Below are 19,731 nucleotides of genomic sequence, written 5' to 3' on the forward strand. Positions count from 1 at the left end.
GGATGCACTGAGCCGTCGTCGGACGCACGACGCCGGTTGTCAGTGGCGGCTGGCACCATCGATCTCATGGCGGACAAGATCGAGGACTGGCGGCCGTTCCTGGAGCGGTGGAGCCAGGAGTGGGCGGACGCACAGGAGTTGGACGCACCGGCCGACGAGCGCAACGTGGCGGACGAGGAGCCCGCGCGGGCGCGATGGCTGGGGTTCCCCGGCGCGTCCGAGGAGTCGATAGCGGACCTGGAGGAGCGACTCGGACACCGACTGCCGCCGTCGTACCGGACGTTCCTGGCGGTGACGGACGGCTGGCGGCACGCGGGCGGTTTCGTCTGGCTGCTCGCCGGCACCGGGCAGGTGAGGTGGCATCAGGACGAGGCGGGCCTGTCCGAGTACTTCCCCGACGAGTCGGAGGACCTCACGCCGGAGGACGAACTGCTCGCCGGGATGTGGGACCGGGCGCTGCAACTCGACGTCGAGTCGGACATGGTGTACGTCCTGCTGGACCCGGGGGACGTGGACGACGCGGGTGAGTGGGCCGTGTACTCGTACGCGTCCTGGCGGGCCAGTCCGCCCGAGCGGTACCCGTCGTTCCGGGCGTGGATGGAGGACATGTACCGGGAGTTCCACAGCCTCCAGGCGGACCGCTCCCGGCGGGCCGGGACGGAGTTCGTCAACGCGACGACGCAGGCGCTGGACGACTCGGTCGACGCGGCCCGCCAAGACGCCCTGGCGGGCCGGTACGAGCAGGCCGCGACGGCGTTGGCACAGGCGGGCTCGCACGGCAGACCCCGGGCGGGCGCACTGCGCGACCAGATCCGCCGACTGCTGGGGGAGACCTACCTGGTGTCCTTTCAGGAACTCGTGACCGACCCGCGGTACGCGGCGGAGGTGGTGCCGGTGCTGGCGGCCGAGAACGTGCGGATGAACCGCGAGGACCGGACACTGACGGCGCGGCTGGGCACCCTCCCCGACGCGGAGCGGGCCGCGGTGGAGGAGGCCGTGCGGCAGGTGTGGGCGGGCACGTACCGCTACACACCCGAGGGCCCCTTCGGTGACGCGGTCGATCAGGCGCGTGAACAGGCCCGTTGGGGCGAGACGGACGCGGCCTGGCGCACGCTGCGCGCCGCACTGCCCCGGTGGCGGCCCCTCGGCCCGGACCACCTCGCCCCCGTGGGCCTGTACGCCGACCCTCTCCTCGGCCCCGTGATCACGCCGGAGCGCGGCCGGGAACTGCTGGCCACACCCCGCGCCGGGCACAGCGGCGACACCCCGGCACCCACGCCCGACCTGGATCCGCCGGGCCTGGCATGGCTGACGGAGATGCACCCCGGCAACCTGCTCGGGTCGTACCGCTTCCTCCTCGTCGAAGGCGTGGAACCGGCCGACCTTCCGGGCCGCGTCGGCGTCGACGAGAGCGCCGCCCTGGGGGAGCCGGCGATGGTGTGGGAGTCCCGCATGCGGCCGCGCGGCGGCCAGGGCAGCGCGCCGTGGGCGGACGAGGCCACCGTCTCCGTGGGGCGGGCGGGCCAGGGCTGGAGCTTCGCCCTCCAGGCCCACCCGAGCGCCTCCTTCGACGAGCGGTGGTTCGTCTCCCCGGGCGTCGCCGCCTCGCGGGGCACCCGGGTGGTGACGGTGTGGAGCGAGCCGTTCGACGGACAGCGCCCCGGCGTCTTCCATCTGTCGGTCGCCGAGAACGGCGAGGAGACGTACGCCTTCACCGTCCGCCGCGACACCACCGACAGCCGCGGAACCCTGCCGGGCACCCTGGACCCGCACCGGCTCTTCCCGGTGGACGAGCCCCGGGACCAACGCCTGGGTGAGCGGCGCGCGCTGGAGGCCATGGCCGTCGAATTCGGCGTCCGCCTCCCGAGGCTCGCCCTCACCCAAGGACGACTGCACACCCTCCGCACCCACTCCTGGCGCCGCCCGCCGGGCCCCGGCGAGGGATATGTGACCGTCGGCGTGGCCGGGCGGCCTTAGCGGGCACCCCCGGCAACCGGTCGGACACGCGGCCCGAAAAATCGTCGCGCATGCAACCTGAGGGCTTCGCGAGGGGTGTTACAGGGAGGAGTTCACGCGCGCCTGACCAGCGCGCGGCAGTGGATGAAATCGGGGGAACTCAGCGTGCGTACGACGACCAGGACTTGTACGCCCACCGCCGATCGAAGAGAGGCGGTGCGGGACATGGACCAGGAACAGGGGGACGATGCGGGAGGAGGCCGTGACACGGAGCTTCCGCGGGACGAACTGCCGGACTTCGAGACCTACGCGGCCCTCCGCTGGCCACGACTGCTGCGCACCGCCTACCTGTTGACCAACGGCGACCATCACGAGGCGGAGGACCTCGTCCAGGTCACGCTGGCGAAGATCTATCTGCGCTGGTCCCACATACGCACCCTGGACGCACCCGACCAGTACGTCCGACGCGCCCTGATCAACAACAACACGACCCGGCAGCGCAAACGACGTGTCGTGCAGCTCCTCACGCCCCACCTGCCCGAACAGCGCAGCCCCGCGGGGGACGCCGACCGGCCCGACAGCTACGACACCCGGTCGGAGCTCTTCGCCGCCCTGGCCACCCTGCCGCCCCGGCAGCGGGCCATCGTCGTGCTGCGCTACTGGGAGTGCCTGAGCGAACAGCAGACGGCACACCTCCTCGGCTGCTCGGTCGGCACGGTGAAGAGCCAGGCCAGCCGGGCGCTGAAGAAGCTGCGCTCCAGCGCGGCGCTGTCCGAGTACGCCGCCACCATGACGCACGGGGAGTAGGGAGTGTCCGACATGAAGACCGACCTCCCGCCGCAGTCGCCGAAGCCCGACCTGCGGCGGCTGCTGGACGAGGCCGTGACGGACTGCGTGCCCCCGGCGTTCCCGAGGGAGGCGATCGTGCGCCGGGCGGCGGCCATCAGACGGCGCCGCAGGCTCGCGGCCGTCTCCGTGGCAGCGCTGCTGCTCCTCCCCGTAGCCGGCAAGCTGGCCCTCGACCAGGCCGCCCCGTCCTCCCACACCGTCAGCAGCGCCGACTCGCCGACCCCTCTCTCATCCGCCTCGTCCGAGACCGGCGACGCCCCCTCGCCGGTACGCGTGGTGCGCCCCGGGGAGCGGATCGATGTCGGACTCGGCGTGTGGTACCTGCTGAAGGAGCGGGAGTACTGCCCGAAGCACCCACTGGACCCCAAGCCGTCGTGTGTGGGGCCGTTGGACGTGGAGGAGCCGGGCGTGCCCATGGCCCTCAACTGGTACCCGTTCCCGCAAGGAGTGGTGTCCGTGTTCGTCTACACCGGGAAGACACCCGCCACCCGGATCACCATGACCCAGCACGGCCGGACCACCCTGCTTCCCATCGTCCGGCTCCCCGGCCGGCCCTCCTTCGTGAGCTCGTACGCCATCAGCGCGCCGGTCAGCGAGAAGGAGCGGAAAAGGATGATCCGGCCGGTGGACGGCCCCGTCTTCCGCGTCTACGGAGCCGACGGTGAGGAACTGGCGGAAATGCGGCAATGAGGAGCGCCGCGCACGGGCGCCGTGCCCGTAAGGTCGACGGCATGACCGACAACCCCGTGCGCACCGTCACCGTCGAGCGAACCAGCACCGGCCACTTCACCGCGACCAACACCCGCGGCGGCACCATCAGCTTCGGCACCGGCTCGGGTGCCGACGGCGACACCGAGTTCACCCCGGTCGAGCTGCTGCTCGCCGCGATCGGCGGCTGTACGGCCGTGGACGTCGACATCGCGACCAGCCGCCACGCGGAACCCTCCGAGTTCTCCGTGACGGTCACCGGCAACAAGGTCAGTGACGACCTCGGCAACCGGATGACCGACCTCACGGTCACCTTCTCGGTCGCCTTCCCCGACGGGGAGGGCGCCGACCGCGCCCGGGCGATCCTGCCGAGAGCGGTCAAGACCTCCCACGACCGGCTGTGCACGGTCAGCCGCACGGTGGAGATCGGCACGCCGGTCACGACGACGGTCGAGGAGGCCTGACCGGCAAGGGCGATCGCCAAGTCGCTGCGGTCGCCATCGCCGTCGTCGCCGAGCCGGCGGTGTGGTGGTGTCAGGCGACCAGGACGCGTACGTCCCACGGGCCGAGGTGCAGTGCGGTCCCGGCGGGGACGGCGGTCCCGGTCAGGACATCGGTGAGGTCCACGGGCGCCTGGGCGGTGGCCGGTTGCCAGTTCCAGTTGTGGACGACGTGGACGCGTCGGCCGTCGGCGGCCGTGCCGGTGGTCGCGGTGACGGACGCCGGGAGGTCCCGCCAGGCCCCGGGCGCGGCCGGTGCCAGCCAGGCGGCCAGCTCGCGCGCGAACGCGCGGCCGGGGACGGTGCCCACGCAGGTGATACGGCCCGCGCCGTGGCGTCGGGTGGTGGCCGCGGGCCAGTGGCCGAAGTGCGGATGGTCGTAGGCGGCCAGCACGTCGGCGTCGGCGACGGTGAGGCCGTCGGCCCAGCGGGTCGCCGTGGCGTCGGCGGGCAGGTGCAGCGGGCTGCCGGGTGCCGGGCTCACGGGGACCTCCTGGGCGAGGTTGCCGAACTCGTCGTAGGACACGCCCGCGTGCTCGGCGAGGCGCCCCGGGGCGCGTTCGGCGCGGGCGCGCGCCTCGTGGTCGGCGTAGCCGGTGCGCGGGCCCAGGACCAGATGGCCGCCGGCATGCGCGTAGGCGGCCAGCCAGTCGAGGGTCGAGTCGGCGGCGAGGTACAGGGCCGGGACGACGAGGACGGGATGGCGGCGTACGGCCTCCTCGGGGGCGAGGCCCTCCCGTTCGCCGCGCGGGTCGTGCAGTTGGCGGGCGTGGACGATGCGGACCTGGCGGCCGGCCTCGAACGCGCCGCGGTAGAAGGGGTCGAAGAAGCGGTGGTAGGCGGCCGGGTCCGGGCTGCCGTCCGGCTGGGCGAGCGGTGGGTACTTCTGCATCAGCCACTTGCTCGGCGTCGAGTACACCATCGTGATGTCCGCGTCCGGTGTCAGACCGGCGACCAGCGGACCGGCGGTCTCGAACTCGGCTCCCAGCCGGGCGAGTTCGGCGTACGTCCGTCCCGGCCGGCCGGTGTGGGGGAGGATGCCGCCCCAGTAGGTCTCGGCGCCGAAGTGCAGCGTGTGCCAGTGCCAGTACTCGATCATGCGGGCACCGCGGGCGACCAGCGCCCAGGCCGCCTGGCGCCACTGCCCGTCGTAGGCGGGGCGGTTGTCCCAAGGGAAGCCGATGGAACCGGCGTTGGTCTCGGTGACCAGGAACGGCTCCTGGCGGGAGGAGAACATCCAGTCGGCGGTCTGGTACAGCGCCCACACGCCGGTGGTCTTCCAGATCTGCTCGTGGCCGTCGGGAGTGGGGTCGGGCAGCAGCAGGCCGTCCTGCATGTCGTAGTAGGGGTTGCCGGAGGCGATGTCGAGCCGGTCGGTGAGCTCGTCGTCCTCCACGCCGGGGCGGGTGTAGGAGATGCAGGTGGTGACGAACTGGTCCCCGGTGGCGTACTCGCGGACGAGGTCGGCCTGCCAGCCGATGAACTCGGTGACCTGCCGCGCCTGGAACTCCCGCCAGGCGACGTCGTACTGGGGCTGCTGGTTGCCGTCCGGCGTCCACAGGTCCGCCCACGTGGACAGCCGGTGCGACCAGTAGACCAGGCCCCATTCCCGGTTGAGGGTCTCGACGTCGCCGTACCTGTCCCGCAGATGGTCGACGAAGCGCTGGAAGACGCCGTGGTTGTGGAGGAGGTGCAGGCCGGGCTCGTTGTCGACCTGGAAGCCGATGACCGCGGGGTGGCCGGCGTACCGGGCGACGATCTTGCGGATGACGCGTTCGGCGTGGAAGCGGAACGCCGGGTGGGTGAAGTCGACCTCCTGGCGCGCGCCCCAGCCCAACCGTTCGCCGGTCCGCCCCTCGCCGGTGATCTCCGGGTACTGGCGGGCCAGCCACGGCGGCACCGCGTAGGTCGGGGTGCCGAGGACGACGGAGATGCCGCGCTCGTGGGCGCCGTCCAGCACCGGCTGGAGCCAGTCGAGGTCGAAGCGGCCGTTGTCCGGCTCCCAGGTCGACCACACCGACTCCCCGACCCGGATCACGGTGACATGGGCGTCGGCCATCAGGTCCAGGTCGGTCTTGAGACGCTCGGCGGGGCGGTCGTAGGGCTGGTACTCGTGGTAGTACGCGGCGCCGAACAGGACGCGGGCAGGCAGAGCCGCCATGAAGGGGACCTCCGAAGGATGGGGTGAGGGGGGTTACTGCTTGACGCCGCCGGCGGCCAGGCCGCTCTGCCAGTAGCGCTGGAGCATCAGGAAGGCCACGACGAGCGGCACGATGGAGAGCAGTGAGCCGGTCACGACGAGCGCGAGCATGTCGCTGCCGGCACCGGCCCCGCCGTTCTGGGCCTGCGCGGCCCAGGAGGCCAGGCCGACCGTGATCGGGTACAGATCGGGGTCGTTGAGCATGATCAGCGGCAGGAAGTAGTTGTTCCAGGTCGCCACGAGGGTGAACAGCAGCACCGTCACCAGGCCGGGGCCCAGCAGCCGCAGGGCGATGCGGAAGAAGATGCGGGCCTCGCCGGCGCCGTCGATGCGGGCGGCCTCCAGGAGGCTGTCCGGGACGGCGTCGGCGGCGTAGATGCGCATCAGATACAGGCCGAACGGGTTGACCAGGGACGGCAGGATGATCGCCCACGGGGTGTTGACCAGGCCGGCCTTCGCGAACAGCAGGTAGGTCGGGATCGCCAGGGCCGTGGTCGGGACCATGACGGCGCCGAGGACCAGGTTGAAGGCGAGCCGGTCGCCGCGGAAGCGGAACTTGGCGAACCCGTACCCGCCCGCCGCCGCGAGCAGCGCCGCGCCGACCGCGCTGACGACGGCGTACAGCACCGTGTTGAGCAGCCAGTGCACGAAGACGCCGTCGTCCTGGGTGACCGTCTCCCTGATGTTGGTCAGCAGCTGCGGGGCGTGCGAGAACCACAGGCCGAAGCTGTTGAAGAGGTCCTGGGTGCTCTTGGTCGAGGCGATGAGCAGCCAGAACAGGGGGAGCAGGAAGTAGGCGAGCGCGGCCAGCATGGCGATGGTCAGCGGGGTGCTGCGGCGGGCACGGCGCCGTGCCCTGCGCGGGGTGGGCTCGGGTGCGGTGGTCTTGGGGACGGCGGTGGCGGTCGGGGTCGTGGTCGTCACGGGGTCCTCCTGCGGTTCGCGGTGAGCAGGACGGCGTAGGAGGCGACCACGATGACGAGGCCCAGGAGGAAGGAGACCGTGGCCGCGTAGTTGACCTGCTGACCGGTGAAGGCGAGGGAGTAGGCGTAGAGGTTGGCGGTGTAGGAGGAGCTGATGACGTCCGGGGCGATCTTCATCAGCAGGTTGGGTTCGTTGAACAGCTGGAAGCTGCCGATGACGGAGAACAGCAGGGTGAGCAGCAACGCGGGCCGCAGCGAGGGGAGTTTGACCGACCAGGCGATCCGCCAGGCGCCCGCTCCGTCCATCGCGGCGGCCTCGTACAGCTCCTGGGGGATCGTGCGCAGGGCGGCGTACAGGATGATCATGTTGTAGCCGACGAACTCCCAGGTCACGATGTTGGCCAGGCTGCCGAGCATCCAGCCGTCGCTGAGGAATTCCGGGGCGGGCAGCCCCAGATCGCGGCTCAGCTGGGCGAACGGGCCGAAGTCCGGCCCGTACAGATAGCCCCACATGAGCGCGGCGACCACGCTGGGCACCGCGTACGGGACGAAGATGCCCAGCCGGATCACCCGCGCGAGCCGCAGCAGGCCGCTGTCGAGGGCGAGCGCGAACAGCAGCGCCAGGAGCAGCATCAGGGGCACTTGGACGACGAAGAACAGCGCCACCCTGCCTACGCCGTGCAGGAGTTGGGGGTCGCGCAGGGCCTGGGTGTAGTTGTCGAGGCCGACGAAGACGTTGCCGCCGATGAGCCGGTTCTGGAACAGGCTGAGGTAGGCGGCGTAGCCGAGCGGGGCGAGGAAGAGCAGCAGGAACAGGGCCAGGAACGGGGCGACGAACAGCGGTCCGGCCGCCCGGTGGCGGCGTGCGGCGGTCATCTCAGCTCCCCTTGACGGTGAAGCCCTGGTTCTTGGCGTACGTCGTCATGCGCGACTGCCAGCTGCCGAGCGCGCGGACGGTGTCGGTGTGTTCGGCGAGGGACTTGCCGACGGTCTCCGTCCAGTCGGTCGCCGCCTGGTCGAGGAACGGGGGCCACTGGAAAGCGGAGTTGACGGTGGAGCTGATGTCGGCGAAGACCTGGTTGACCTTCTGGCCGCCGTAGAAGGACGGCGCGTCCGCGACGAAGGCGGGGTCCGTGAGCAGGGCCTTGGTGGCGGGGAAGAAGAACTGCTCGGTGGCGAACATCTTCGCGCTGGCCGGGTCGCTGTTGAGGAACTGGGCGAACACGGCGGCGGCGATGGGGTTCTTGGTGGCGCGGATGACCGCGGTCGTGGAGCCGCCCCAGTTGCCCGAGCTCGGCTTGGCCGCGTCCCACTGGGGCAGCGGGGCCGCCCGCCATTTGCCGGACGTGGGCTTGGCGGAACCGGACAGGAACACCGGCCCCCAGGCGGCGGTGATCCAGGTGGCGTACTTGCCTTTGTTCAGGGCGGCGTACCAGGAGTCCGTGAAGTCGGGCTCGACGCCGATGACGCCCTCCTGCGCGAGGCCGCCCCAATAGGCGCCCAGCTTGCGGGAGACGGCGTCGTCGACGCTGATGGTGAGGTCGCTCTTGCCGGAGGAGGCGTACGGCTTGGCGCCCGCCTGCCAGAGCAGACCGTGCCAGGCGGCGACCTGGTTGGCGGCGAGGTTGGTGAGGTAGACGTCCGGGTCCGCCTTGTGCAGCTTGCGGGCGGCGGTCGCGAACTCGTCCCAGGTGCCGGGGACTTCGATGCCGTGCCGGTCGAAGATGTCCTTGCGGTACAGCATGCCCATCGGGCCGGTGTCCTGCGGTATCGCCCAGATCTCGCCGCCCGGCCCGCTGACCTGACCCCAAGTCCAGTCCACGAACGTCGACTTGAGTGCGGAGGCGCCGTAGGGGCGTAGATCCAGCAGGCTGTCGGTGATCGTGAAGGTGGGGATCGCCTGGTACTCGATCTGCACCAGGTCCGGGGCACCGCTGCCGGCCTTCAGGGCGATCCGCAACTTGGTGTATTCGGGCGTGCCTTGACCCGCGTTGACGACCTTGACCTTGACGGCCGGGTACTTCTTCTCGAAGAGGGCGACTTCCTTCGCGATGTTTGGGACCCACGTCCAGAACGTCAGCTCGGTCGGTGTCGTCATGGCCTTGTCGATGTCGGCCTGGGTGACCGGCTTGGTGGCGGCCGAGGAACCGCCCGAGTCCCCGCCGCCGCACGCGGTCAGGGCGGCGCCGAGCGACAGGGCGCCCGTGGTGGAGAGGAACAGCCGACGGCTCATCGACGAAGGGCTGGACGCGGAGGCGAAGTTGGGCATGGTGAACTCCCGCCGGAGGCGAAGATGGCGGCACACCTGGCGAGGGCGTGCGAGGGCATGGTGGGGTGCGGCGCGTCGAGAAGCGCGCGCACGGGGCGGCCGGGCACGGGCCGGAAGACGGCCGGGCGGTGTGTACGGAGTCAGGGGTGGCCGGCGCGTGCGTCGCGTCGCGTGGAAGGCGCGGTCGCGGCCGGGCGGGGCGGGGCGCGGAAGGTCGGGGAGGACCTGGGGGTGCGGCCCGTCGTGTGCGGGTGCGGCTCGGCGTGGCCCGGGGCGGGGGCCCGACGGTGCGGGTACGGCGCCCGGGCGGAGGTGCCGGGGGTCAGCAGGCGGTCAGTGTCCGGTGTCGCGGCCTCCCTTCGCGAGCGGCCCGCTCGACGCGCGGACGATGAGGTCGACCGGTGGATCGGCGGCCCGCAGCGGTGTCGCGTCCGGGTTCTCGATCGCGTGCACCAGACGCTTGAGCCCTTCCTGCGCCACGGTGTCGAAGAGCTGGCGCACCGTGGTCAGGGGAGGCGTCACATAGGCCGCGACGGGAATGTCGTCGAAGCCGACGACGGAGACGTCCTGCGGCACCCGCCGCCCGGCCTCGGTCAGGGCCCGGACCAGGCCGATCGCCATGTCGTCGTTGGCGGCGAACACGGCGGTGACACCGGCATCCTGGGCCAGTTCCCGGCCCGCCGCGTATCCCGACGCGGCCGACCAGTCGCCCTCGACGACCGGGGGCACGGTCCGCCCGTGCGCGGTCAGCGCGGCCCGCCACCCCGCCAGGCGGTCGCGGGCGGCGAACCACCGCTGCGGACCGGCTAGGTGATGGATCGTCATATGTCCAAGTTCCAGAAGGTGTTCGGTGGCGGCCCGGGCCATCGGACCCGCGCCGCCCCCTGCGGTCAGCACCAGGGGCGCGGTCACCGGTGAGGGCGCGCCCAGCACGAGGACGGGTACGTCGACGCGCAGGGGGGTCTCTTCCGTGGCACCCTCCTCGTCGATCGGTTCGGAGATGACGATGCCGTCCACGCCCTGGTCGAGGAGTGAGCCGACCGCACCGGCGACGCCCGCCGGATCGCCTTCCATCGTGTTGACCACCCGGAGCGCGTACCCGGTGTCCCGTACGGCCCGCTCGACGCCCATGAGCAGCGAGGCGGGACCGTACAGGGCGGTGCCCAGCGTGACGACCCCGATGGAGCGGGTACGCCCCGACGCCAGCGCCCGGGCGGCGTTGTTGCGCCGGTAACCGAGCTGCTCGGCGGCGTCGAGGACGCGTCTGCGCACGTCGGCCGAGACGTACGGCTCGTCGTTGAAGACCCTGGACACCGTCTTCTGGGAGACCCCGGCCAGCCGGGCCACGTCCACGCCGCTCGGCGCCGCGGGGGTCCCGCCGCGCTTCGTCCCTGGCGCCATGTGCGTCTCCCGTCGACCGTTTTTTCGACCAGGTGATCAGGTTCATCGGCCACTTGATCGAAGTCCGACTGCCGGCAGGCATCCTTTCAATGACTGCGCAGTCATGTCTACGCGGACATGTCTACGCAGTCATACGGGACTCGTCAAGGGTTCGGGACGGATACGGCTCCTCCAGCGGTCCCTCGTCCATGGCGATCCGGCCCCCACCATTACCCCCACCGGGTATATTGGCGGCGGTCGGTCCACCGAGAACCCCAAGGGCGGCGATGACAGTACGGGGAGCCTCCACCCCACGGAACCATGCCCGGCAGGGCGTGGGCCGCGTGGTGTGCGCCGCCGTCGTCGCCGTGCTCGCGGCACTCGCCCTGCTGGCCCATCACGAGCTGTCCGCCCCGCCGACGGCCCCGGCCTCCGCGTCCGCCGGGCACGTCATGTGGCCCGGGACGACCATGCCGGCCGCGGTCACCGGCGAACCGCCCGCCGCCGAAGCCGATCATGCGGCCTGCTCCGGGATGGCCATGCAGCACTGCTCCGCCGCCGGCGTGGAGGTGGTGAAGCTCCGGGCGCCCGTGGAGACACCGGTGCTGTGGAGTGCCGCCGCGGCCGAAGCCGTCACCACGGGCCCCGAGGCCGCCGGGACGGCCGAGCGGGCACCCCCGGACCTGTCCGTCCTCTCCCAGCTGCGCATCTAGGCCGTGCCCAGCGGCTTCCTCGCGCCTGCACATCAGGCCGAGAAGCCCTCCGGCACGCCCACTTCCCTCTGCGCACCTGAGATCGAGGCCCCCCCCCATGAACAGCATCCATCGCCGCACCGTCCTGCTCGCCGGACTCGGCGCCGCGGGCGCCGGCGCGCTCGCCGCCTGCACGAGCGACTCCGGTACGGCCCCCGCCGCCCTGGCCGACCCTTCCGGCCCGGCGGTCGCCGCGGCCGAGCGGCGGCGCAAGGGCACCGGCAGGACGCAGCAGGTCACCCTGACCGCCGCCCCCGCCGTGCTCGACCTCGGCGCCGGCATCACGGCCAGGAGCTGGGCGTTCAGCGGCCGCGCCCCGGGCCAGGAGATCCGCCTCACCGCCGGTGACCGCCTCGCCGCCGAACTCTCCAACCAGCTGCCCGACCGGACCGCGACCTCCCTGCACTGGCACGGCATCGCCCTGCGCAACGACATGGACGGCGTCCCCCCGGTGACCCAGCGGACCGTCCGCGCGGGCGCCAACCTCACCTACCGCTTCATCGCCGACGCGCCCGGCACGTACTTCGTCCACCCCCATGTCGGCGTCCAGCTCGACCGCGGCCTGTACGCGCCGCTCGTCGTCGAGGACCCCCGGGAGCCGCTGTCGTACGACGACGAATGGGTCGTCGTCCTCGACGACTGGGTCGACGGCGTCACCGGCACCCCCGACGAGGTCCTCGCCGAACTCCGCCAGGGAATGGGCGGGATGGACATGGGCGACGGCTCCGGCGGCCACGACATGAGCGGCATGGACGGCATGGACATGGGAGAGGCTTCCGCGTCTCCCTCCGGCGGCATGTCGACGACGTTCATGCTGATGGGCGCCGACAGCGCGCTGCTCGGCGGCGACGCCGGGGACGTCAAGTACCCGTACCACCTGGTCAACGGGCGGGTCCCCGCCGACCCCGACGTCTATCGCGGCAGGCCCGGGCGGCGGGTCCGGCTGCGTCTGATCAACGCGGGCGGCGACACCGCGTACCGGGTGGCGCTCGGCGGCCACCGGATGACCGTCACGCACACCGACGGCTTTCCCGTCGAGCACCAGCAGGTCGACGCCCTCCTGATCGGGATGGGGGAGCGGTACGACGTCCTGGTCACCCTCGCCGACGGGGTCTTCCCGCTCGTCGCGCTGGCCGAGGGCAAGGACGCCACCGGCATGGCCCTGGTCCGCACGGGAGCGGGCGCCGCGCCGAAGGCGACGGTCCGTCCGAAGGAACTGGACGGCCGGATTCTGACGGCGTCCCGGCTGCGCGCGGCCGACGACGTCCGACTGGCGTCCAGGAAGGTGGACCGGGTGCTCCGCGTCGAGTTGGGCGGCGGCATGGCCGACTACGACTGGACCGTCAACGGCAGGCCGTTCGAGATGGACGACCCGACCGCGCACGCGCTCACGGTCGAGGAAGGGCAGCGCGTCCGGCTCGACTTCGTCAACACCACGCAGATGTGGCACCCGATGCACCTGCACGGGCACACCTACCAGCTCGACGGCGGCGGCCCGCGCAAGGACACCGCCGTCGTGCTGCCGAAGCAGAAGCTCTCCGTCGTCTTCGACGCCGACAACCCCGGCCAGTGGATGCTGCACTGCCACAACGCCTACCACGCGGAGGTCGGCATGATGGCCCTGGTCGCCTACCGGGGCTGACCGCCGCAGGGCCGCCCTAGGTCAGGACCAACCAGCGGCGGCCGTCGATGAGTTCGCGGGCCGCGTCGAGATGTCCGGCGTGGCACGCGGTCTCGGTGATGACGTGCAGCAGCACGTCCCGCAGGGTGTGGAGGTGCGGCTCGCCGAACAGGTCATGCGGCCACCAGGCCAGGGCGGCACCGGCGGGGGTGGCGGCGATGACCGCGTCGGCGAGCTCCGCCTCCCGCCGGTAGCCGTCCAGCACGGCGGCCGCCGGTACACCGGGGGCCACCCGCCAGGCCTCGTCGCCGCTCGGCAGAGTGCGGATCACCTCCTCGTCCCCGGCGACGACGGCCCGGAACCAGAAGCGCTCGACGTCCAGCGCGAGATGCTGGACCATCCCCAGGCAGTGCCATCCCGAGGGCAGCACGGGCCGTCGTAGCGCGTCCTCGGCGGCCGCGTCCAGGCCGTCGAGGACGCCGAGCACATGACGTCGCTGGGAGTCCAACACCCTGAGCAGGGCGCTGACTTCACTGTCCTGAACGGGTGGCGGCATCGGCGGGCTCGTCACTTGCGCCAGAGCAGGTGGTGGGTCACGCCGCTCGGGCTGGGCACGACCTCCAGATGGAAGCGGTCGCGCAGGTCGTCCGGGGAGTCCCACAGCCGCAGCCCGGTCCCGAACTTCACCGGCGCGACCGCCACATGGAGGGTGTCGACGAGGTCGGCGTCGAGGAACTCGCGGACGGTGGTGACCCCGCCGCCGAGCCGGACGTCCTTGCCCTGCGCCGCTTCCCGCGCCAGCTCCAGCGCGGTGGCCGGGTCGGCGTCCACGAAGTGGAACGTGGTGTCGGAGAGAGTGATCGACGGGCGGGAGTGGTGGGTCAGCACGAACACCGGGGTGTGGAACGGCGGTTCCTCGCCCCACCAGCCGCGCCACTGGTGGTCCTCCCAGGGGCCGCGCTGCGGTCCGAACTTGTTGCGGCCCATGATCTCGGCGCCGATGTTGTGCTTGAAATCCCGGGTGAAGTAATCGTCCAGGCCGCGGGTGCCACCGGGGTCGGTGCGGTTGGGCCAGCTGGCCGTGGCACCGGCCCAGGAGAACAGCCGCTCGGCCCCGTCGAGGCCGAACGGGTTCTCCAGGCTCTGGTGCTCACCGGCGGCGACGCCGTCACTCGAGACCATGAAGTTCTGTACGCGCAGTAGCTGTGCCATGTGTTCCTCCTGAGGCGGCGACGACGATGGTGAGACTCGGCCCGCCGCCGAAACTCATCGCCGATTTCGCGATCTGTTGGGAGAAGGGGCGTTCACTGCTCCTGCGCGGCCACGTGCACGTGCTCCTGCTCCGCGACCGCCGCCGCGTGGTCCAGGGCGTGGTCGATGAAGCGCCGGGAGTTGACCGGCAGGGTGCGGGAGGTCAGCCAGGCGATGCCGATGTCGCGGGTGGTCTCCACGTCGGTGACCTGGAGGTAGCGCGGGGCGCGGCGGCCGGCGGGGGCTGCGGAGTGCGGGCGGGGCAGGAGCGAGACGCCCAGGCCCGCCGCGACCAGGCCGCGCAGCGTGGCCACCTCGTCGCCCTCGAAGCCGGCCCGCGGAGTGAAGCCGGACCTTCGGCACAGCGCCTCGGTGACGGCCCGCAGGCCCTGCTCGTGCCGGAGCATGATGAACGGCTCGTCGGCGACCTCGGCCAGCCGCGCCCGCCGGCGCTGGGCCAGCCGGTGCCCCGGCGGCACCGCCAGCCACAGCGGCTCCACCAGCAGACGCCGCCAGGTCACCAGCGGATGGCCGGGGTCCTCGGCGGTGAGCAGCAGGTCGGCGGTGCCGTCCAGCAGCGCCTGGAGGAGGACGGCCTCGCTGCCCTGGCGCAGTTCGAAACGGGCGAGGGGGAACCGCTCCCGGTAGCCGGTGATCAGCGACGGCAGCAGCCAGGTGCCCAGCGAGTGCAGGAACGCGAGCGGGATCAGGCCCGACTCCGGGGACACCGTCTCCCGCACCGCCCGCAGCCCCTGGTCGAGCCGGTCCAGTACGGCGTCCACGTGCTCCTTGAACACCTGCCCCGCCGGCGTCAGCCGCAGTACCCGGCCCACCTGCTGGAACAGCTCGGCGCCGACCTCGCGCTCCAGCCGCCTGAGGGCCCGGGACAGGGCCGGCTGGGTCAGATGCGCCTCCGCGGCGGCCTGCGTCACGGTCGCCCCCTCGGCCACGGTCCGGAACGACCGCAGTACCTGCACGTCCATGGAACCCATGCTAGAGGTGCATGCATTCGGACGTATCCAGGCATTGGACGCATTGAATACGGCAAGACGACGATGGAACCCGACCGTGAGCCCCGACCCGCCCCTTCAGGGAGAACGACGATGAACACCCGGTGGAACCCGCAGACCCGAGGCTTCGAGACATCGGCCCGCGGCCGGGCCGTCCTCGCCGACCCCCGGCTGAACCGCGGCACGGCCTTCACCGCGCCCGAACGGCGTGCCCTCGGCCTCGACGGTCTCATCCCGCCCCGCGTGCTGCCCCTGGACCAGCAGGCCGACCGCGCCTACGGGCAGTACACCGCGCAACCCAGCGACCTGGCCAAGAACGTGTACCTGACCGCCCTGCACGACCGGAACGAGGTCCTCTTCTACCGGCTGGTCAGCGACCACCTCTCCGAGATGCTGCCCATCGTGTACACCCCGACCGTCGGCACCGCCATCGAGCGGTACAGCAACGAGTACCGGCGCCCGCGCGGCATCTACCTCTCCGTCGACGCCCCCGAGGACATCGAACGCGCACTGCGCGCCTCCGAGCTCACGGCCGCCGACGTCGACCTGGTCGTGGCGACGGACGGCGAGGCCATCCTCGGCATCGGCGACTGGGGCGTGGGCGGCATCGACATCTCGGTCGGCAAGCTCGCCGTCTACACGGCCGCCGCCGGCATCGACCCGGCCCGCACCCTGGCCGTCGTCCTCGACGTCGGCACCAACCGCGAGCAGCTCCTCGACGACCCGCTCTACCTGGGCAACCGCCACCCCCGCGTGGACACCGAGACCTACGACGCCTTCATCGACGCCTACGTCACCACCGTGAGCCGGCTCTTCCCCGACGCGCTGCTGCACTTCGAGGACTTCGGACCGGCCAACGCCCGCCGCATCCTCGACCGTTACCGCCACGAGCGGTTCGTCTTCAACGACGACATCCAGGGCACCGGCGCGGTCAACCTCGCCGCCGTCCTCTCCGGCGTCCGGGCCAGCGGGCTGCCGCTGCGCGAGCACCGCGTCGTCGTCTTCGGCGCGGGCACGGCCGGGATCGGCGTCGCCGACCAGCTCCGGGACGCCCTGGCCGCGGACGGCCTCGGCCACGAGGACGCCACCCGCCGCTTCTGGGCCGTCGACCGGTACGGGCTGCTCACCCAGGACCAGGACGGTCTGCGCGACTTCCAGCAGCCTTACGCCCGCCCCGCCGACGAGGTCGCCGACTGGCAGCGGGACGACAAGCTCGGCGGCATCCCGCTGGAGGAGGTGGTCCGCAGGGTCCGTCCCACCATCCTGATCGGCACCTCGGGCCAGGGCGGCGCCTTCACCGAGACCGTCGTCCGTGCCATGGCCGCGCACACCGACCGCCCGATCATCCTGCCGATGTCCAACCCGACCCGGCTCGCCGAAGCCGTCCCCGCCGAGCTGCTCGACTGGACCGACGGCCGCGCCCTGGTCGCCACCGGCAGCCCCTTCGAACCGGTCACCCGGGACGGGATCACCCACCTGATCGGCCAGGCCAACAACGCGCTGGTCTTCCCCGGCCTCGGCCTGGGCACCGTCGTCGCCCGCGCCACCCGCGTCACCGACGGCATGCTCGCCGCCGCGGCGCACGCCGTCGCGGCCCAGGTCGACCCCACCGCACCCGGGGCGGCCATCCTGCCGCTCACGAACGAACTGCGCCGCACCTCCACCGCCGTGGCCGTCGCCGTGGCCCGAGCGGCGGCCGAGGACGGAGTCGCGCGTACGACGATCGACGCCACGATCGAGGAACGGGTCCGCGAGGCCATGTGGGAGCCGGTGTACCGCCCGGTGACCGCGGTCTGAGACGCGATGGCGAAGCTGTCCGAGAAGCGATGGCGAAGCTCGGAGACGGACGACCACATGAACTGCCGTACCCAGACGGAGGCCGACCGCCCCGCGCCCCTCCTGCGCACCGCCCTCATCGCCGACCCCCGGCACGACTGGCTCCCGATACCGCTGCTGGTGCTCACCCTCCTCAGCGGAGTGATCGACGCCGTGAGCCTGCTCGGCCTCGGCCATGTGTTCGTGGCCAACATGACCGGCAACGTCGTCCTCGTCGGCCTGGCGCTGAGCGGCGCGCCGGGGCACCCGGCGACGGCACCCCTGACCGCCCTCGGCGGCTTCGTCGGCGGTGCGCTGCTGATCCGCGCGGTGCCACCGCACCGCGTCAACTCCCGTACGTTGCTTGCCCTGTGCGCGGCGTCGGAGTCCCTCCTCCTCGCCCTCGCCGCGACGGCCGACGGCGACCGCTCCTTGCAGGTGCTCCTCTGTGCCGTGGCGCTCGGCCTGCAGAACGCGGCCGTCCGGCGCGTGGGCGTACCGGAGCTGACGACCACGGTCATGACCGGCACCCTGACCGGCCTCATCGGCAGCCGCGCGGCGGAACGCACGGCGCACGGCGACCTCCGGCGCACCTTGAGCGTCCTCACGCTGCTGGCCGGGGCGGGACTCGGGGCGCTGAGTGTCCGCCTGGTCGGCACGCAGGGGACGCTGGTCGCGGAGGCGGTGGGGACGGCGTTGGTCGCGCTGTCCATGTCGGCGAGGCCTGCGGCCCTGCGACGGTCGGCCGCGCGGTGAGGGCCCGGGCTACACCCGTGCCGCCCCCTCGTCCGCGGTGTGCAGCTGGTACACGTTGAACGCCCGGCGGATCACCGGCTGGGCGACGTTACGGACCCGTACGCCACCGGCCGTCATCCCGTGCTCGGTGCCCCGGTGGGCGTGGCCGTGGACGGCGAGGTCGGCGCCGCCGGTGTCGATCGCCTCGGCCAGGAGGTAGCTGCCGAGGAAGGGGTAGATCTCCAGGGGCTCACCGGCGAGGGTGTCGGCCACGGGGGAGAAGTGGGTGAGCGCGATCCGTGCCTCGCAGTCCCGCTCCCGCAGCTCTTCGAGCGCCTCGCGCAGGCCGTCGGCGCAGCGCCGGGAGTAGCGGACGAACTCCTTCATCAGCGGTTCCCCGAACTCGCCCGCGCTGCGCCCCACGAATCCGCCGCCGAACCCCTTGGTCCCGGCCACGCCGACGCGCGTACCCGCGCAGTCCAGGACGGTGGACTGTCCCTCCAGGACGGTCACATCGGCGTCCTGGAGAATGCCGGTGACCTTCTCGGGCTGGTCGTCATGGTGGTCGTGGTTGCCGAGTACGGCCACCACCGGCACCGCCAGCCCCTGTACTTCCCGAGCCACGACACGGGCCTCCTCGGGCGTGCCGTGCCGGGTGAGGTCCCCGGCGAGCAGGAGCAGGTCGGCGCAGTCCGGCAGGGTGTCGAACGCGGGCCGCAGCAGCCCCTGGCTCTCGGCGCCCATGTGGATGTCACCGACGGCGGCGACGCGGATCACGGCAGTTCCTCCGCATGATCGGGTGAGGTGTTCTCGGCGACCACGACATCGCTGTGGACGGCGAGTTCGGCCAGCTCCTCGCGGGCGGTGCGCAGCAGGATGTCCCGGCACTCGGCCGAAGGGACCGTGCCGGTGATGACGACCGTCTGACCGCGCACCTCCACGCCTACGCCCAGTTCGCCGAGCTCCTCGGCGGCGAGCCGCTCGCGGAGATGGGCGACGCGGTACTCGATGTTCCCGGCGGGATCGGTCATCGCGGCACCTCTTCGCGCGGCTGGGGTGGGATGACGTCCAGCCGTTCCAGGAAGTAGAGGAAGGCGTCGGGCATCGGGGTGCCCGCACAGGTGCGGCGTACGTCGTCCCAGTCGATCTTCTCGCGCAGGGTGCGGGCGATCGGCAGCACCGCACCGAAGTCGCAGTGGTGTTCGGAGAAGGCTGCCATGAGGCTGCGCATGAGGTCGGTCGGCGCCAGGACCGGCATGTGCACCGAGTCCACCGACAGGTTCTGGGCCCGCCCCAGCAGCTCCGTGGTGACGGGCTGGTGGGCCAGTTCGAAGATGAGGTCGACCTGCTGGCCGAGACAGGTGGCCTTCAGCAGCCAGTCCTCGGGCGGCCTGCGCACCGGCAGACCGGCTGCCCGCAGGGCCTCCGCGACGGCTTCGGCGTCCTCGGGGCGGATGCAGAAGTCGACGTCGTGCTGGAGGTTCTGGGTGCCGCCGTGCGCGTACACGGCGACGCTGCCGGCGAGGGCGAACGGATGTCCCGTCTGCTTCAGCAGCGCCCCGGTCCGCTTCGCGGCCCGCAGGATGGCCTGGTTGCGGTCGACCGGGAGCTCCTCCGGGTCGGCGTCGTCGGTGAGGGAGTCGTGCGCGAGTGCGCCGCCGTGGAGGAGGGGTTCCGGTTCCTCCGAGGCGAGGTGCAGTTCGGCCACGTCGCTACGCCGACCGGCCGTCTCGTCGCCGTGCTGCGTCATCACTGCCCCTTC

At 72.0% G+C, this 19,731-nt stretch carries 19 protein-coding genes; 8 read left to right on the forward strand and 11 right to left on the reverse strand.

Annotation, left to right across the window (positions count from 1 at the left end; all coding sequences use genetic code 11):
* Window positions 1–66 precede the first annotated feature (66 nt).
* The 4 genes from CRP56_RS38590 to CRP56_RS38605 all read left to right on the forward strand — a co-directional run bounded on the left by CRP56_RS38590 (window position 67) and on the right by CRP56_RS38605 (window position 3,977).
* Window positions 67–1,977 carry an SMI1/KNR4 family protein gene (locus CRP56_RS38590; protein WP_097274883.1) on the forward strand — a complete coding sequence of 637 codons (1,911 nt, stop codon included), beginning with the start codon at window positions 67–69 and terminating at the stop codon, window positions 1,975–1,977.
* Window positions 1,978–2,181: 204 nt separating this feature from the next.
* Window positions 2,182–2,763: a SigE family RNA polymerase sigma factor gene (locus CRP56_RS38595; protein ID WP_097274885.1), complete on the forward strand. Its 582-nt coding sequence runs from the start codon at window positions 2,182–2,184 to the stop codon at window positions 2,761–2,763.
* A 12-nt stretch (window positions 2,764–2,775) separates the two neighbouring features.
* Window positions 2,776–3,495 (forward strand): hypothetical protein, encoded by a 720-nt coding sequence (locus CRP56_RS38600; RefSeq protein ID WP_143664969.1) that lies wholly within the window; start codon window positions 2,776–2,778, stop codon window positions 3,493–3,495.
* 41 nt (window positions 3,496–3,536) lie between these two features.
* Entirely contained in the window at window positions 3,537–3,977 is a 441-nt protein-coding gene (locus CRP56_RS38605) for an OsmC family protein (RefSeq protein WP_097274887.1), read from the forward strand.
* Window positions 3,978–4,047: 70 nt separating this feature from the next.
* Here CRP56_RS38605 and CRP56_RS38610 read toward each other — a convergent pair whose 3' ends face one another.
* From CRP56_RS38610 to CRP56_RS38630, 5 genes are all read right to left on the reverse strand, one after another.
* A complete protein-coding gene (locus CRP56_RS38610; RefSeq protein ID WP_097272113.1) occupies window positions 4,048–6,174 on the reverse strand; it encodes a beta-galactosidase in 2,127 nt (708 codons plus the stop codon).
* A gap of 33 nt (window positions 6,175–6,207) precedes the next feature.
* A complete protein-coding gene (locus CRP56_RS38615; protein ID WP_097272115.1) occupies window positions 6,208–7,137 on the reverse strand; it encodes a carbohydrate ABC transporter permease in 930 nt (309 codons plus the stop codon).
* The gene (locus CRP56_RS38620; protein ID WP_097272117.1) at window positions 7,134–8,012 is read right to left on the reverse strand and encodes a carbohydrate ABC transporter permease; all 879 of its coding nucleotides are present in this window, start codon (window positions 8,010–8,012) and stop codon (window positions 7,134–7,136) included. The genes CRP56_RS38615 and CRP56_RS38620 overlap by 4 nt, the downstream gene beginning before the upstream one ends.
* A 1-nt stretch (window position 8,013) precedes the next feature.
* Window positions 8,014–9,405: an ABC transporter substrate-binding protein gene (locus tag CRP56_RS38625; RefSeq protein ID WP_097272120.1), complete on the reverse strand. Its 1,392-nt coding sequence runs from the start codon at window positions 9,403–9,405 to the stop codon at window positions 8,014–8,016.
* 333 nt (window positions 9,406–9,738) lie between these two features.
* A complete protein-coding gene (locus CRP56_RS38630) occupies window positions 9,739–10,806 on the reverse strand; it encodes a LacI family DNA-binding transcriptional regulator (RefSeq protein WP_373559729.1) in 1,068 nt (355 codons plus the stop codon).
* A gap of 266 nt (window positions 10,807–11,072) precedes the next feature.
* Between CRP56_RS38630 and CRP56_RS38635 the strand changes: the two genes are divergently transcribed.
* Together CRP56_RS38635 and CRP56_RS38640 are read left to right on the forward strand one after the other, a co-directional pair.
* A complete protein-coding gene (locus CRP56_RS38635; protein WP_143664970.1) occupies window positions 11,073–11,498 on the forward strand; it encodes a DUF6153 family protein in 426 nt (141 codons plus the stop codon).
* A 97-nt stretch (window positions 11,499–11,595) separates the two neighbouring features.
* Entirely contained in the window at window positions 11,596–13,179 is a 1,584-nt protein-coding gene (locus CRP56_RS38640; protein WP_097272126.1) for a multicopper oxidase family protein, read from the forward strand.
* 16 nt (window positions 13,180–13,195) lie between these two features.
* On the opposite strand, the gene CRP56_RS38645 is transcribed toward CRP56_RS38640, so the two are convergent.
* The 3 genes from CRP56_RS38645 to CRP56_RS38655 all read right to left on the reverse strand — a co-directional run bounded on the left by CRP56_RS38645 (window position 13,196) and on the right by CRP56_RS38655 (window position 15,392).
* Complete coding sequence (locus CRP56_RS38645) at window positions 13,196–13,714, reverse strand: mycothiol transferase (RefSeq protein WP_097272128.1); 519 nt, start codon at window positions 13,712–13,714, stop codon at window positions 13,196–13,198.
* An 11-nt stretch (window positions 13,715–13,725) separates the two neighbouring features.
* A complete protein-coding gene (locus tag CRP56_RS38650) occupies window positions 13,726–14,370 on the reverse strand; it encodes a dihydrofolate reductase family protein (RefSeq protein WP_097272130.1) in 645 nt (214 codons plus the stop codon).
* 92 nt (window positions 14,371–14,462) lie between these two features.
* A complete protein-coding gene (locus tag CRP56_RS38655) occupies window positions 14,463–15,392 on the reverse strand; it encodes a LysR substrate-binding domain-containing protein (protein ID WP_097274889.1) in 930 nt (309 codons plus the stop codon).
* 120 nt (window positions 15,393–15,512) lie between these two features.
* On the opposite strand from CRP56_RS38655, the gene CRP56_RS38660 reads away from it, so the two are divergent.
* On the forward strand, window positions 15,513–17,216 hold the full coding sequence (locus tag CRP56_RS38660) for an NAD-dependent malic enzyme (RefSeq protein ID WP_097272132.1): 1,704 nt from the start codon (window positions 15,513–15,515) through the stop codon (window positions 17,214–17,216).
* A gap of 57 nt (window positions 17,217–17,273) precedes the next feature.
* Entirely contained in the window at window positions 17,274–17,990 is a 717-nt protein-coding gene (locus CRP56_RS38665; RefSeq protein ID WP_179851222.1) for a YoaK family protein, read from the forward strand.
* 9 nt (window positions 17,991–17,999) lie between these two features.
* Here the strand turns inward: CRP56_RS38665 and CRP56_RS38670 are convergent, their stop codons facing one another.
* The 3 genes from CRP56_RS38670 to CRP56_RS38680 are packed head-to-tail and all read right to left on the reverse strand — an operon-like array spanning window position 18,000 to window position 19,719.
* Window positions 18,000–18,746 carry a metallophosphoesterase family protein gene (locus tag CRP56_RS38670; RefSeq protein ID WP_097272136.1) on the reverse strand — a complete coding sequence of 249 codons (747 nt, stop codon included), beginning with the start codon at window positions 18,744–18,746 and terminating at the stop codon, window positions 18,000–18,002.
* Window positions 18,743–19,000 (reverse strand): BON domain-containing protein, encoded by a 258-nt coding sequence (locus CRP56_RS38675; protein WP_097272138.1) that lies wholly within the window; start codon window positions 18,998–19,000, stop codon window positions 18,743–18,745. Before CRP56_RS38675 ends, CRP56_RS38670 begins: the two co-directional genes overlap by 4 nt.
* A complete protein-coding gene (locus CRP56_RS38680) occupies window positions 18,997–19,719 on the reverse strand; it encodes a nucleotidyltransferase family protein (protein ID WP_097272140.1) in 723 nt (240 codons plus the stop codon). The genes CRP56_RS38675 and CRP56_RS38680 overlap by 4 nt, the downstream gene beginning before the upstream one ends.
* Window positions 19,720–19,731: the final 12 nt, after the last annotated feature.

The sequence above is a fragment of the Streptomyces sp. TLI_55 genome, assembly GCF_900206255.1.
In the GTDB taxonomy this organism is placed as follows: domain Bacteria; phylum Actinomycetota; class Actinomycetes; order Streptomycetales; family Streptomycetaceae; genus Streptomyces; species Streptomyces aquilus.